The sequence below is a fragment of the Pseudomonas sp. RIT-PI-q genome (assembly GCF_001297125.1).
Classification (GTDB): Bacteria; Pseudomonadota; Gammaproteobacteria; order Pseudomonadales; family Pseudomonadaceae; genus Aquipseudomonas.
On the sequence record NZ_LHPC01000031.1, the window covers coordinates 37,043 to 50,915 of the forward strand.

Consider the following 13,873-nt stretch of genomic DNA (forward strand, 5'->3'; position numbering starts at 1 on the left):
CGACACGGTCTCAACGTCGTAGATAGGAACCGAAATCAATATCCCCGGCGCTCAAAATCGCCTGCACCCGGTTGTGCACATTGAGTTTGCGCAGGATCGCCGAGACATGCGCCTTGACCGTGGTTTCGGCGATTTCCAGGGTGTAGGCGATCTGCTTGTTCGACTCACCCTTGGTCATGCGCTCAAGCACCAGCAACTGCTTGCGGGTCAGGGCCTGGAGCAGTTCCGCAGGGAAGCTCGGGTTGTCGTTCATGCGCCGGTGAGTGCCGGGTTTTTGCGTGCGGATGATGTCCGGCGGCAAGTAGACATTGCCATTGAGAATTTGCTGGATGGCTTCGGTCATCTGCACCCGTGGCGAGGATTTGGTGATGAACCCCACCGCGCCGTAGGTAATGGCTTGCAGCACGATCTGTTTGTCCTGCTCGGCCGAGACGATCACCACCGGAATGGTCGGCGCTTCGTTGCGCAGGTTGATCAGGCCATTGAGGCCGTGCATGCCGGGCATGTTCAGGTCGAGCAGGATCAGGTCCAGGTCGTCGTGATCCTGAGTCAGCGCCAGGGCGCTGTCGAGGTCGGCGGTTTCCATCACTTCGCTGCCGGGGAAACCGTCGCTGATGACGTTATGGATGGCTTCGCGAAACAGCGGGTGATCGTCGGCAATCAGAATTTTGTACATAGCCTTTCACCTCATTATTTTGATTATGGTGTGGCAACAACTCGCACGCGTAAAGCTCAGGGGAAGGGCTCGGGCTGGGCCGGCACCACGGGCAGGTTCGCCGCTTGCCAGGCGTCCAGGCCATCGCGATACCAATACAGGGTTTTATAGCCCATGGCGGCGGCGCGTCTTGCCGCGTTCCAGCTCAACCAGCAATCGGCGCGGCAGTAGAAGACCAGCGGTTGCGCGCGATCGCCAGCGGTCAATGCATTCAGCTTACGCGCAAAATAGTCGCGCCAGTCGGGCGTCAGGTCACCGTCGCCGGTATTGGCCAGCCAATGGCTGCCGGGCAGGTTCTCGTGGGGCTGGTCTTCGATGAAACGGCCTTGCAGCCATTGGCGGCGGTAGACATCGATCAGCACCGGATGCGGTGTTTGGCTCAGCAGGGTTTGCAGGGCGGCGGTGTCGACGATGGCCGCACCGTCCAGTTGATTCGGCGTTGGGCTGCGGTACAGGCCGATGCGATAGCCGTCGGGGGAGAACAGCGGGGTTTCGGCGTGTGCGACGCCCAGCAACAGGCTCAGCGACAGCACAGCGAGAGAAGGGCGCAGCAGACGGCGTCGGGCACGCGGCATGGGGTTCAATCCTTATAGTTATGAACCCATTACATGCCAGTCGCGGTGCGATTGGAATGCGACGATAGACAGGTAAACCGGTACTAAAGTAGTAATTTCACCGTATTCAATGGAGATCCCTGTGGGAGCGGGCTTGCCCGCGATGAGGCCGGAACATTCAATATTGATGTCGACTGAACTGACGCTATCGCGGGCAAGCCCGCTCCCACAGGGGGCATGGTGATCAGGTGGATTTGCGCAGGGCGGCATGTTGCGGGTTGAAGGTGAGCACGGCGAGCAGGGTGAACAGCAGCGTCAAAGCCACGCAGACCCCGAGCGCCAACAGGTTGAAGCGCTCATACAAGGCAAACCGCACCAGCTCCACCGCATGGGTAAACGGATTCACCGCGCATAACCCGTACAACCACTCACTGGACTCACGCATTTTCCACAGTGGGTACAACGCCGACGACAGGAAAAACAGCGGGAAGATCACGAAATTCATCACCCCGGCAAAGTTCTCCAACTGGCGGATCGCGTTGGACAGCAGCAGGCCCAGGGCGCTGAGCATCAACGCCACCAGCAGCAACGCCGGCAAGGCAATCAACAAACCCATGGCCGGCGGTTGCACGCCGTACAGCCAGGCAATCGCCAGAAAGGCATACACCTGCAACAGCGAAATCAGCGAGGTGGCCAACAACTTGCTGCACAGCAGAAACGTCCGGGGCAAAGGGCTGGTCAGCAGCACGCGCATGCTGCCCATCTCGCGGTCGTAGACCATCGACAGCGAACCTTGCATGCCGTTGAACAGCAGAATCATGCAGGCAAGGCCCGGGATGATGTAGACCTCGTAGGGAATGTAGGTGTCGTAAGGCTCGATGATCGCAATCCCGAGGGCCGCGCGAAAACCGGCAGCGAACACCAGCAGCCACAGCAGCGGCCGCACCAGCGCACTGAGAAACCGCGTGCGCTGCAGCACAAAGCGCAGCCATTCGCGCAGGACGATGCCGCTGAAACATTGCCAATAAGCGTTCATCGGGCGGCTCCAGAGGTGGTCAGGCGAGCGAAGGCCGAGCCGAGATCGCCACCGTGTTCCAGGCTCAGCGCATCGGCCTGTCCGCTGGCGACCAAGCGGCCCTGATGGAGAATCAGCAAGTCATCGCTGGGCTGCACTTCATCGAGCAAATGCGTGGTCCAGAGCACACTGATGTTTTGCTCGCGGCACAGGCTGCGAATGTGTTGGTTGAGCGCCAACCGACTGGCCGGGTCGAGGCCGACACTGGCTTCGTCGAGCAGCAACAGGCGGGGTTCATGCAGCAAGGCGCGGGCGATTTCCACCCGGCGACGATGACCGCCATTGAGTTCGCGCACCCGCTCGCGACGGCGTTCAGTCAGCGCTTGGCGGGCCAGTTCAGCCTCGACTCGCAGGCCAGTCTGGCGCCGCGACATGCCATGCAGCGCGGCGTGATAACGCAGGTTCTGCTCGACGCTGAGGTCCAGGTCCAGAGTGCTCTGCTGACACACTACGCCCAATTGCCTGAGCGCCGGCCGCGCCGCGTTGCGCGGCGACCAACCGCCAACCCGGATGTCACCGCGCTGCAAATCATACAGCCGGGTGAGCAGGGCGATCAGCGTCGATTTACCCGCGCCGTTCGGCCCCAACAGCGCCGCGAAGCGCCCCGGCGCCAGGCTGAAATTCCCCTGACGCAAGGCCTCGCGCGCGCCATAGGCGAAGCTCAGGTCGCTGACTTCCAGTGCGTTCATGGCGTCACCACCACGCCCCACGGATAACGCCCGACCTTGATCGATTTGGTCACCTTGAGGCTGTCGACATCAATCACTGACACATCGCCGCTGTCCCCATTGGTCGCGAGCAATTGCTTTTGATCCGGGGTGAATGACATCTGCCTCACGCGTCGACCGACCAGCAGGTAATCGAGAATTTCGAAGGTCTTGGCATCGATCACCGCCACATGATTGGCGGGGCCGAGCGCGACGAAACCGTACTTGCCGTCGGCGCTGAGCTTGATGCCCACCGGCTGGACTTTGTCCGGGTGCACACCCTTGATCTGGAAGGTCAGGGTCTTGAGGATCTTGCGTGTCGCCACGTCAAGAATGGTCACCGTGCCGCCGATCTCCGCCGAGGCCCAGAGCTTCGAACCGTCGGGAGTGAACTCGACGAAACGCGGGCGCTGATCCACCAGGGTGCTGTCGGCCAGGGTCTGGGTGCTGGTGTCGATCCAGTGCAGCATGTTGGTGGTTTCGCTGGTGTTCACCGCCCATTTGCCGTCGGGGCTGACGGCCATGCCTTCGGGCTCGACGCCGACGTTGATCTGGCTCAGCACCTTGGAGGTTTCGGTGTCGATCACCGTCACCAGCGCATCGTCCTCGTTGGACACGTACAGCCAACGGTTGTTGGGGTGCAGGGCGAATTGCTCGGGGTCCTTGCCGGACGGCAGTTCCTTGATGATCTTGCGCGTGGCCACGTCCATCACCTGCACCCGGTCCGAGTCACTGGCGCAGATGTACAGCAGCTTGTTGTCATGGGACAGCAGCAGGCCGCGCGGGCGCTGGCCGACGGGCAGGGTGTCGGTGACTTGCAGGGTTTGCAGGTCGATCAGGCTCAGGCTGTTGTCCTTTTCGTTGGAGACCCAGGCGGTGCTGGCCGCGGCATGCCCGGCGGCGAGCAAGAGGGCGCAAGAGAGCAGGGTGCGGCGCATGGCGGATTCCTTGTTGTTGTTATGGATCAGGGACTAGGGAAAGCGGCAACTGACCTCGGGCTTGTCGTAACCCAGGCTGTCCATCTCGTTGAAGGGGTGCAGGAAACCGTCCTGGGGCGAGGTGCTGACCAGCGCGCGGGGCTGGACGATGGGAATCGGTTGGCGCAGCTGGCCGTTCCACGGCCGATAACTGAGCTTGCGACCCTTGAAGCCATCCAGCGGCAATTGATCGCTGATCTCAAGCGTACGGATCGCCATCGGATCGACCTGGCGCAGCTTGCTCACCGCGCTGGCGATGCTGCGCACGGCGATCCATGCGGCGAAATCGCGATCGTTCATCCAGCGTCCGGCCATGGCTTCGAAGCGTTTTTGCAATTGCGCGGCGCCGTAGGTTTCCACGGTTTTGTGCCAGCCCACCGGGGTCAGGCCCTGAGTGCCGGCAACCGGCCGTGGATACCAGGTCTGGTAGGGCACGTATTCACCGAAATCGCCGCGCTCATCGGCCACCAGCACCACGTCGTACTCGGCGGTCTGGGTGAACAGCGGCATGTCGGCCTGGGCGCTGCGGCGCTGATCGTTGTCGAAGCTCCAGGCTTTTTCCGCCACCAGTTTCAGCCCGAAGCGTTTGGCGGCGCGGCGCAGGGCGGCGGCATAGGCTTGATCGTCAGGCGTCGGGCCGACGATCAGCAGCGCCCGTTGCCATTTGCGCACCACCAGAAATTGCGCCAGCGCATCGGCGAGCATCGCCCGGCTCGGCAGACTGTGCAGCACGTTCGGCAGGCAATCGGTGGTGCGCAGGCTGTCATCGGGGCTGCCGGCGTTGAACAGCAAACTGTCGGGCAACGCGGCACTGAGCTGACGCAGGCTGGCGGCCGGTGCGTTCACCACAAACAGGCGCAGACCCTGTTCATGCTGGGCCTTGGCCGCATCGAGCAGCGCATCCGGGGTGTCGACGTTGGCGCCGACCAGGCTGTAACTCTGATTGAGAAAGCGCCCGGGGCTGTTGCTGTCAGTGACCGCCAGTTCGGCGCCACGCAACCCGGCATCCACCGGCTCGGGAATGATGTTCGACAGCAATGGGCCTGGATCGGGGCGATAACCCAGGTAGCCGATCTGCACCTGCAACGGCGCGTCGGCGGCCTGGCTCTGGGGCGCCAGCCCGGCGGCGCCGGCAATCGCCAGCAGGTAGATCAGGGCGTATGGGGCAAGCTGGCGCATAAGGCACTCCATGACAGGTAGCGCCAGCATAGGAACCCTGGGACCGGGATGAAATATGCAGAAAGTACCAGTGAGCCAGTACCAAGGTAGTAACTCATCTCCGGCGGCGCGGTTTTAGCATGGGTTTCAACGGCCATTACTGTGGAGGAGATCGACCATGCGTATTCTCAAAGCGCTGCTCCTGCCGTTGTTGCTGATCCTGACCCTGATCGGCATCGATAAATTTCACGGCCCGCGCCCGGCTCTGGTACAGCTCGCGCCCATGACACCGGGGCGCTAGGCGTGTCGGCCCTGTGGCGGATCAACCTCTGGGTGTGCGGGTTTTTCGCCCTGGTCACCTTGGCGTGCATGGGTTTGCTGGTGCACCAGGCGGTAGAGGATGTGGAGCGCGAGCTGCAATCCGCCGAAGCGGTGGTCGAGTACCTGAGCGAAACCGCCGAGCGCGACCCCGCCAGCTTGCAGCCGAGGCTGACAAGTAGCCTGCGGCATGTGCGGGTGCGCTGGCTGGAGTCGGGCGAAGCGGCACGGCTGCCGGTGCAGGATGGGCTGGATGCCTGGCTCGGGCGCTTGTTGTTCGCCGAAGCCCGGCACAGTGCGCGGGTGCTGGATTTACAGGATGGCCGCAGGGTGCAGATTGCGGTGGATCCGCGAGATGAAATCGACGAAGTCTGGGACTCCTTGCAGCAGCTGCTGAGCCTCTGCGGGTTGGCGTTGTTGTTGAGCCTGTTGACCATCCGCTGGGCCGTGCGCCGGGGCATGGGCTTGCTCGATGAGTTGTTGCGGGCGTTGCAACAGGTCTCGGGCGGGCAGCTTCAGGTGCGATTGCGTGCCGAAGGATTGCCGGAGGCGCGGCAACTGGCGACGCATTTCAACCGTATGACCGCTGCGCTGGAGCAGGCTCGTGCCGACAACACCCAATTGACCCAGACGCTATTGGCGGTGCAGGAGCAGGAACGCACTCATCTGGCGCAGACCCTGCGCGACGGCCTCGGCCAATACCGGGCGGGCATTCGCGCGCAGGCTTGTCTGCTGCGGTTGGTGGCGGATCAACCCTTGGTGGTCGAACGCACGGTGCGCGAGCTGGAACATAACTGCGAACACTTGCAACAGGGCTTTCGGGCGCTGGTTCACGACCTCTATCCGGTGGTACTGCAACATCTGCCATTGGCCGAAGCCTTTGGTTTGCTGGTTGAGCAGTGGCAGGGCCGGCAGGGGATCGATTGCCGGTTACGGGTCAGCTCTGAGTTGCCGGCGCTGTCGGTGGCGGACAAAACCCACCTCTATCGCTTGTTGCAGGAAGCCCTGACCAACATCGCTCGCCACGCAGACGCCAGCCGAGTGCGGGTTCGCCTGCAACATCGTGGCGGGCATTTGCGTTTGCTGATTCGCGATAACGGTCGCGGTGCACAGCAACCTCAGCGACCGGGCGTGGGTTTGTATTCGATGTTCGAACGCGCCCGCAGCCTTGGTGGCGAGTTGCGGATCATCAGTCACCCCGGTGCCGGTTGGGCGCTGGCCTTGAGCGTGCCTTTGGAGGTGTCATGAATATTCTGTTGGTCGATGACCATGCGGTGGTTCGCCAGGGTTATGCCAGTCTGTTGCGGGCGCTGCTGCCGGCGATGGAAGTGCGTGAGGCGGCCACGGGGGAGGAGGCGTTGTTGCGGGTTCAGGAAGCGGTGCCGAATCTGGTGATCATGGATTTCGGCTTGCCGGGGATCAGTGGCCTGGAGACTACGCGGCGGTTGCGTCAGCGCTTGCCGCAGTTGCGGGTGTTGTTTTTCAGCATGCACGATGAGTTGCCGTTGGTGCGCCAGGCGTTGGATGCCGGGGCTTCGGGGTATCTGACCAAGAGTTCGGCGCCTGAGGTGCTGATTGAGGCGGTGCGGCGGATTCTTGCGGGGCATGCCTATATTGAACAGTCGCTGGCTACTCAATTGGCGTGTCATCCGCGGCAGGATGCCAGTGATCCGCGTTTGCAGAGCATGACTCAGCGTGAACTGGAGATTTTTGTGATGCTGGCCAAGGGTACGCCGGCGCGGGTGATTGCTGAGCAGTTGAGTATCAGCAACAAGACGGTTTCGAATCACCTGACGTTGTTGAAGAGTAAATTGCAGGTGACTTCGCACACTGAGCTTGTGCATTTGGGGATTGATATGGGGGTGGTGCGGGTGGCTGGCTGAGTGGCCGCACACGGTAAATGTAGGAGCTGGCTCGCCAGCGAAGGCCTCAAATGCGCCACGTTTACCCTGATGAAACGCGTCATCGTTAACGACCTTCGCTGGCAAGCCAGCTCCTACAGGGGATTGGTGTATGAAACGAAGAGGGGCCGCGCACGGTAAATGTAGGAGCTGGCTTGCCAGCGAAGCATTCGAATGCACCACATTTATCCTGATAAAACGCGTCATCGTTAACGACCTTCGCTGGCAAGCCAGCTCCTACAAGGGTATGCGTAAGGTGAGTTATTTATCCCAACTCGTTGGACACCCCGTGCACCCCTCCATATTCGCATCCTGAAAATTCGCATAATGCTGCCGCGCACCACTCAGGTTTGCGTGTTCCAGATTGCTTTCGCCAAACTTGGCCTCCTGCAAATTGGCATCACTTAGATTGGCCCCCATGAGATCAGCCTTGCTCAACCAGGTCATCTCCAGATCCGCCGCCCGCAGATTGGCGTTGTGCAATTTAGCCCCGGAGAGCCGGGCGAATTGCAGGTAAGCGCCACTGAGATTGGCATCCTGAAACTGCGCACCCTGAGCAAACAGCCCCCAACCCTGGATCGCCATCAACGTCGCGCCGGTAAAGTCGGCCAAACGCAGATTGCTTTGCTGCAGACTGGCCCGAGTCAGGTTGGCACCTTGCAGCTGGGCCTTTTCCAGATTGGCGAGGTCCAGTCGAGCGTGACGCAGGTCGGCATCGCGCAGGTCGGCGCCGCTGAGGTTCATGTTGCGCAGATCCTGATTGCTCAAATTGGCGCCTTTGAGATTGGCACCGGGGCATTGGCTGTGATCGGCGATGGTGCAGCCGTTGATGATCAGCGGCGCGTCGTCGCCATCGTCGTCGGCATGGGCCAGGAAGCAAGTCAGCAAAAGAAATAGAGGTATGTATTTCATGGCGCGATTCTCGGGTGGGTTGAGCGAGTCTTCGCGGGCAAGCCCGCTCCTACAGGGTATGCAGCGTCCCTGTGGGCGTGGGCTTGCCCGTTGGAGGGGCTACTTCTGCGCTTTCTTGTTATCCCAGCTCGGAATCTTGAACACCCAGAACGACCCGCCCTGAGCCACCGGTTTGGTCAGCTCGGCCATGTCGCCACCCCACAACGGCACCGCGCCGCCGTAGCCAACGGTCACGCCGACGTACTGCTCGCCATCCTGTTCCCAAGTGATCGGCGGCGAAACGATGCCGCTGCCGGTCTGGAACTTCCACAGCTCCTCGCCGGTTTTCGCGTCGAACGCCTTGAAGAAACCGTCGCCAGTCCCGGTGAACACCAGGTTGCCCTTGGTCGCCAACACGCCGGCCCACAACGGCAGCGCCTCCTTGTGTTCCCAGACGACTTTGCCGGTGGTCGGGTTCATCGCGCGCAGGGTGCCGACGTGATCGTCGTACATGCGCTTGATGCGGAAACCCATGCCCAGGTACGCCGAGCCTTTCTTGTAGTTGACCTCTTCGGTCCAGTATTCCTCTTTCCACTGGTTGCCCGGAATGTAGAACAGGCCGGTGTCCTGGCTGTACGCCATCGGGTTCCAGTTCTTGCCGCCGAGGAATGGCGGCGAGACTTCCACCGACTTGCCCTTGGTTTCGCCCGGCAACGGTTTGGCCGGACGCTGGCCCGGATTCTCCACCGGTTTGCCGGTCTTCAGATCGATGTGGCTGGCCCAACTGATGTTGTCGACGAAGGGGAAGGCGTTCTGCAATTTGCCGTTGTTGCGATCCACCACGTAGAAGAAACCATTGCGGTCCGCGTGGCCGGTGGCTTTCACCGTTTTGCCGTCCTTGTCCTTGTAATCGAACAGCACCAACTCGTTGTTGCCGGAGAAATCCCAGGCATCGTTCGGCGTGTGCTGGTAGAACCATTTCACCTCGCCGGTGCTTGGATCGACGCCAACCTGGCCCGAGGTGTAGAGGCTGTCGTAATCGTGCGGGTTGCCGTCCTTGGAGGTGCGGGCCCAGGTATTCCACGGGCCAGGGTTGCCGGCGCCGACGATGATGGTGTTGGTTTCCGGATCGAAACTGGCGCTCTGCCAAGGGGCACCGCCGCCGTGGCTCCAGGCTTCGACCTTGCCGGTTTCGGTGGTCGGGTCGTTCGGCCAGGACGGCGCCTTGACGTCACCGGTGGTGGTGCTGTCCTTGCCGTTCAACCGGCCCATGTGGCCTTCGACGAAAGGCCGCATCCAGACTTCTTCGCCGGTGTCCGGATCGCGGGCGAAGAGTTGCCCGACCACGCCGAACTCATCGCCGGAACTGCCATGAATCAGCAGCACCTTGCCGGTGGTTTTGTCTTTGATCAGCACCGGGGCGCCGGTCATGGTGTAGCCGGCGGCGTGGTCGCCGAATTTCTTGTTCCAGACCACTTTACCGGTGTTCTTGTCGAGGGCGATCAGTCGCGCATCGAGGGTGCCGAAGTAGATTTTGTCGCCGTAGATCGCGGCGCCGCGATTGACCACGTCGCAGCACGGACGAATGTTGTCCGGCAGGCGATGGTTGTAGGTCCACAGGCGTTTGCCGGTCTTGGCGTCCAGGGCAAATACCCGCGAATAGGAACCGGTGACGTAGACCACGCCGTCGCTGACGATGGCTTGGGATTCCTGGCCGCGCTGCTTCTCGTCACCGAACGAGTAGGACCAGGCCGGCGTCAGCTTGAACACGTTCTTGTCGTTGACCTGGGCCAACGGGCTCCAGCGCTGGGCGTTGGTGCCCATGCCGTATTGCAGCACGTCCTTGGTGGTCAGGTGATCGTTGGCAATGTCTTCCCAGGTGACGTTGCGGGTCGTGGCCGGTGCGGTTGCGCCGTAGCTGACCGCGCTCAGGGACAGGCTGCCCACCAGCAGAAAAGCCTGCACGGCGATAGACAGAGGGGAAAGGGCGGGGAGCGATCTTATTGTCATGGTTGCAGTTCCCAATGGAGGTTTTGGCCTGCACAGGGTGGTGCGCGCAGCCGTTGCCGGATACGGAAAAAGTCCCGCTGTTGCCGGGAAGAATTCCCAACAGGCAGCTGATTTGGGTGTGCGCCACAAGCCCTACTACCAAGGGACTAGATGGCGGCCACCAAAGCAGCATGGGGCTGGCGCGAAGTCGTTCCTAAGATGGGTGCCTTAGCCTCTTCGAAGAGGTTTTGCGTGCAATCCAGAGGGCATAACAATGACAACAAAACGCAACGCCTTACTCGTTGCCGGACTGCTGGCCGGTTTTATCAGCGCAGGTTCTGTCTGGGCCCACGGCAACGTAGTCCCGCAGGCCGTCGAAACGCCGGGCCTGACCCCGATCAAGGATTCCGGGGTGCCGGTCGATGCCGATGGTTGGGCCTCGGTGAACCCGTACCGCAGCTCACCGGAACATGACAAGGCCGTGGAAATCGGCTCCTCGGCATACAACCAGAACTGCGCCGCGTGCCATGGCCTGGAAGCCAAGTCCGGTGGGATTGCCCCCGATTTGCGCATGCTCGACGTCGCTGACGCTGGTGACGAGTGGTTCGTCGAGCGGGTTCGCCACGGCGCGGTGCGTGACGGCCGGGTCTACATGCCGAAGATGGCCGACTACTTGAGCCAGGAAGCCTTGTGGGCGGTGCGCACTTACCTGGATAGCGTTCACGTCGAGGAGTAATTCATGCGCCTGCTCGCTGTGTTGATCAGCGCCGTGTTGCTGTGCTGCCAGGTCGTGCAGGCGCAGGTTCGCACCTATGACGAAATGATCGCCGCCGGGGAGCTGAAAGTGGCGGTCTACAAGGACTTTGCCCCCTACAGTTTTGAAGACGCTGGCCAGCCACGGGGCGTTGACGTCGAACTCGCCCAGGCGCTGGCCAAGGCCCTTGGCGTGCAGCTGAAACTGATCTGGGCACCGGCCGGCGAGAAGCTCGACGATGACCTGCGCGATTACATCTGGCGTGCCAGTCAGTTGCACGACCAGCAATTGGCCGACCTGATGATGCGCGTGCCGTACGACCGCGATTACGCGCAAAAACGCAACGAACTGGGTGAGTTGGAAAACGGCCACGTGGTGATGTTCGGGCCGTACCAGAACGAACAATGGCAAGTCGCCTATGACCGCCGTCGACTGGACAAGGTCGGCAGCGTCGCCGTGTTTGAACAGCACCCGATCGGCGTTGAAGTCGACAGCGTGCCGTCGTTTTACCTGACTTCGGTGTTCAGCGGCATGCTCGCCGCCAAGACTCACCATTATCCCGGCGTGCCCCAGGCCTTTGCCGCGATGAAGGCCGGTGAAGTCGACGCCGTCATGGCGATGCGCGGCGAGATCGACTGGCAAGTTCACGAAGCGGCGGACCCGCAAGTAGCGCTGGCGGAAAACGCCTACCCGAACATGGGCAAGCAGCTTTGGGAGATCGGCATGGCGGTGCACGAAAGCAACCGTCAGCTGGCGTATGCCGTGGAAGAGGCGCTGGAAGGCCTGATCCGCGAGGGCTCGGTCAACACCATTTATAGCCATTATGGCCTGCGCTATGACGTGCCCGAGATGTATCAACAGTGAATTGGCCAGCGATGTGTCTGCTCTGCTGGTTGCCCATTGCCGCGCACGCGGCGGACATCGAACCGGGCAAGGACCCGGTGCCGTCGGTGATGTGGGACTTCTATCACAAGCAAATGCTCGGCGACGCACCGTTCGTGTTCGATGAGCGGGTCAAGCTGCTGGCGCCGCCGTTTGCCGAAGACGCCCGGCAAGTGCCGCTGGAAATCGACGCCCGGGCGTTCAAGGGCGAAGTGGTGAAAATCCTCGCCTGGGCCGAACTCAATCCCTTGCCGAAAATCGTCGACTTCCAGCCGCTCGACCGCGTACTGCCATGGTTGTCGATCCGCATCCGCATCGAACAGGCCACCCCGTTGCGCGCCGCAGTGCTGACACGCGACGGCTTGTGGCATGTCGGCTCAACCTTGATCGATGCGGCGGGCGGTGGCTGCACGGCACCCAGCGTGGTGCGCACGCAACCGGGCTGGGAAGAGCACATCGGCGAAGTGCTTGGCGGTCGTTATCCCCGTGGCGAATTCAGCCGCGTGCGCTTGCAGGTTGCGCACCCGATGGACAACGGCATGGTCAGCGGCATTCCTGAGTTCTTCATCAACCATGCCGAACTGCGCGATCAAAACGATCAAGTGCTGGCCCGTCTTGAGCTGTTTCCCGCCGTCAGCGAAAACCCCAACCTGACCTTCGACATCGAAGGGGCAGGGCAGACGCGCCTGTTGTTGCGCGACAACAGCGGCAATCAATTCGATGCGGCCATACCCTGACCCAAGGAGCGCGTGATGCGCTGGATGCTGCTGTTGTGCCTGAGCCTGAGCCTTCCCGTCTGGGCCGACCTCGATTACTCGCTCAAACCCCGACAGATCGCCGAAGACACCTGGCTGCTGGAAGGCAGTACCGACAATTTTGCCAAGGCCAACGGCGGCAACATCGTCAACACCGCGTTCATCGTCACCGAGCGCGGCGTGGTGGTGATCGATACCGGGCCGTCGAAGCGCTACGGCGAAGCGATGCGCAAGGCGATTGCCGCGACCACCGATAAACCGGTGATTCAGGTGCTGCTGACCCATCACCACCCTGACCATGTGCTGGGCAATCAAGCCTTCAGCGACGTGCCGATCGGCGCGCTGGCCGGCACCACTGAACTGTTGCATCAGCAGGGCGATGGCATGGCCGAGAACCTGTATCGACTGGTGGGCGACTGGATGCGCGGCACGGAAGTGGTGTTGCCGACCGAGACGCTGACACCTGGCGTGCGAAGTTTTGGGAATCACGATTTGCGCCTGCTGAGCCTGGGTGGGCACACGGGCGCGGACCTGGCTATTCTCGACCAGAAAACCGGCGTGTTGTTTGCCGGGGACCTGGTGTTTTATCAACGGGCGCTGACCACGCCGAACAGTCCGGGGTTGTCGGTGTGGCTGGCGGACATTGCGACCCTGCAAGGCTTGCCGTGGACGTTGATTGTGCCCGGCCATGGACCGGTGGCCAGCGATCAGCAGCCCTTCGAACAGATGCGCGACTACCTCACCTGGCTCGACCAGCTCATGCGCGATGGCGCCGCCAACGGCAGCGACATGGCGGAGATGATCCGCAGCCCCATCCCCGAACGTTTCGCCGGCATCAGCCTGAGCCGCTACGAACTGATCCGCAGCGTCAGCCACCTGTACCCGCGTTACGAACACGCAGAAATGACCCGAGTCGATTCCAGCGCGAACAAATGAACAACACGTTGCCCCCTGTGGGAGCGGGCTTGCCCGCGATGAGGCCTTAACATTCAATATTTATGTTGGCTGATACAACGCCATCGCGGGCAAGCCCGCTCCCACAGGGGACGGGTGTCGATCATACTCTCTGGGGTTCATCCCCTCCGACCCGGTACTAAGGAACTAGCAATCTCAGCACTGCGGGCAATTGTTGCAAGGGCGGTGGCGGCGAAGAATCTGCACCAGACCGGGAAAATTTCCCGGGTATAACAAAAACCG

The 13,873-nt window shown here is 61.6% G+C and carries 15 protein-coding genes; 7 read left to right on the plus strand and 8 right to left on the minus strand.

Annotation, left to right across the window (positions count from 1 at the left end):
* Window positions 1-10: 10 nt before the first annotated feature.
* From AEQ67_RS16835 to AEQ67_RS16860, 6 genes are all read right to left on the minus strand, one after another.
* Window positions 11-676, minus strand: coding sequence for a response regulator transcription factor (locus AEQ67_RS16835; protein ID WP_059404964.1), 666 nt, complete (start codon window positions 674-676; stop codon window positions 11-13).
* A gap of 56 nt (window positions 677-732) precedes the next feature.
* On the minus strand, window positions 733-1,290 hold the full coding sequence (locus AEQ67_RS16840) for a PQQ-dependent catabolism-associated CXXCW motif protein (RefSeq protein WP_059404965.1): 558 nt from the start codon (window positions 1,288-1,290) through the stop codon (window positions 733-735).
* 223 nt (window positions 1,291-1,513) lie between these two features.
* Complete coding sequence (locus tag AEQ67_RS16845; RefSeq protein WP_059404966.1) at window positions 1,514-2,305, minus strand: ABC transporter permease; 792 nt, start codon at window positions 2,303-2,305, stop codon at window positions 1,514-1,516.
* Window positions 2,302-3,033 (minus strand): ATP-binding cassette domain-containing protein, encoded by a 732-nt coding sequence (locus AEQ67_RS16850; protein ID WP_059404967.1) that lies wholly within the window; start codon window positions 3,031-3,033, stop codon window positions 2,302-2,304. Before AEQ67_RS16850 ends, AEQ67_RS16845 begins: the two co-directional genes overlap by 4 nt.
* Window positions 3,030-3,989, minus strand: a complete 960-nt coding sequence (locus AEQ67_RS16855; protein WP_059404968.1) for a YVTN family beta-propeller repeat protein — start codon at window positions 3,987-3,989, stop codon at window positions 3,030-3,032. The genes AEQ67_RS16850 and AEQ67_RS16855 overlap by 4 nt, the downstream gene beginning before the upstream one ends.
* Window positions 3,990-4,022: 33 nt before the next feature.
* Entirely contained in the window at window positions 4,023-5,207 is a 1,185-nt protein-coding gene (locus AEQ67_RS16860; RefSeq protein ID WP_059404969.1) for an ABC transporter substrate-binding protein, read from the minus strand.
* Between the two features lie 157 nt (window positions 5,208-5,364).
* Between AEQ67_RS16860 and AEQ67_RS36525 the strand changes: the two genes are divergently transcribed.
* The 3 genes from AEQ67_RS36525 to AEQ67_RS16870 are packed head-to-tail and all read left to right on the plus strand — an operon-like array spanning window position 5,365 to window position 7,387.
* Entirely contained in the window at window positions 5,365-5,487 is a 123-nt protein-coding gene (locus tag AEQ67_RS36525; protein ID WP_269084739.1) for a hypothetical protein, read from the plus strand.
* Between the two features lie 2 nt (window positions 5,488-5,489).
* Entirely contained in the window at window positions 5,490-6,752 is a 1,263-nt protein-coding gene (locus AEQ67_RS16865) for a sensor histidine kinase (protein WP_059404970.1), read from the plus strand.
* Window positions 6,749-7,387, plus strand: coding sequence for a response regulator (locus AEQ67_RS16870; protein ID WP_059404971.1), 639 nt, complete (start codon window positions 6,749-6,751; stop codon window positions 7,385-7,387). The genes AEQ67_RS16865 and AEQ67_RS16870 overlap by 4 nt, the downstream gene beginning before the upstream one ends.
* A 279-nt stretch (window positions 7,388-7,666) precedes the next feature.
* Here AEQ67_RS16870 and AEQ67_RS16875 read toward each other — a convergent pair whose 3' ends face one another.
* Together AEQ67_RS16875 and exaA are read right to left on the minus strand one after the other, a co-directional pair.
* The gene (locus AEQ67_RS16875; RefSeq protein ID WP_059404972.1) at window positions 7,667-8,317 is read right to left on the minus strand and encodes a pentapeptide repeat-containing protein; all 651 of its coding nucleotides are present in this window, start codon (window positions 8,315-8,317) and stop codon (window positions 7,667-7,669) included.
* A 99-nt stretch (window positions 8,318-8,416) separates the two neighbouring features.
* On the minus strand, window positions 8,417-10,306 hold the full coding sequence (gene exaA / locus AEQ67_RS16880; protein ID WP_082377872.1) for a quinoprotein ethanol dehydrogenase: 1,890 nt from the start codon (window positions 10,304-10,306) through the stop codon (window positions 8,417-8,419).
* 253 nt (window positions 10,307-10,559) lie between these two features.
* Here exaA and pedF point away from each other — a divergent pair, with 253 nt between their 5' ends.
* Genes pedF through AEQ67_RS16900 form a run of 4 tightly spaced genes read left to right on the plus strand, consistent with a single transcriptional unit; the run spans window position 10,560 to window position 13,612 of the window.
* Window positions 10,560-11,021: a cytochrome c-550 PedF gene (pedF, locus tag AEQ67_RS16885; protein WP_059404974.1), complete on the plus strand. Its 462-nt coding sequence runs from the start codon at window positions 10,560-10,562 to the stop codon at window positions 11,019-11,021.
* 3 nt (window positions 11,022-11,024) lie between these two features.
* Window positions 11,025-11,903, plus strand: coding sequence for a substrate-binding periplasmic protein (locus AEQ67_RS16890; RefSeq protein ID WP_059404975.1), 879 nt, complete (start codon window positions 11,025-11,027; stop codon window positions 11,901-11,903).
* Between the two features lie 11 nt (window positions 11,904-11,914).
* Entirely contained in the window at window positions 11,915-12,658 is a 744-nt protein-coding gene (locus AEQ67_RS16895) for a quinoprotein dehydrogenase-associated SoxYZ-like carrier (protein ID WP_442965641.1), read from the plus strand.
* Window positions 12,659-12,673: 15 nt separating this feature from the next.
* On the plus strand, window positions 12,674-13,612 hold the full coding sequence (locus AEQ67_RS16900) for a quinoprotein relay system zinc metallohydrolase 1 (RefSeq protein ID WP_059404977.1): 939 nt from the start codon (window positions 12,674-12,676) through the stop codon (window positions 13,610-13,612).
* Window positions 13,613-13,873 lie beyond the last annotated feature (261 nt).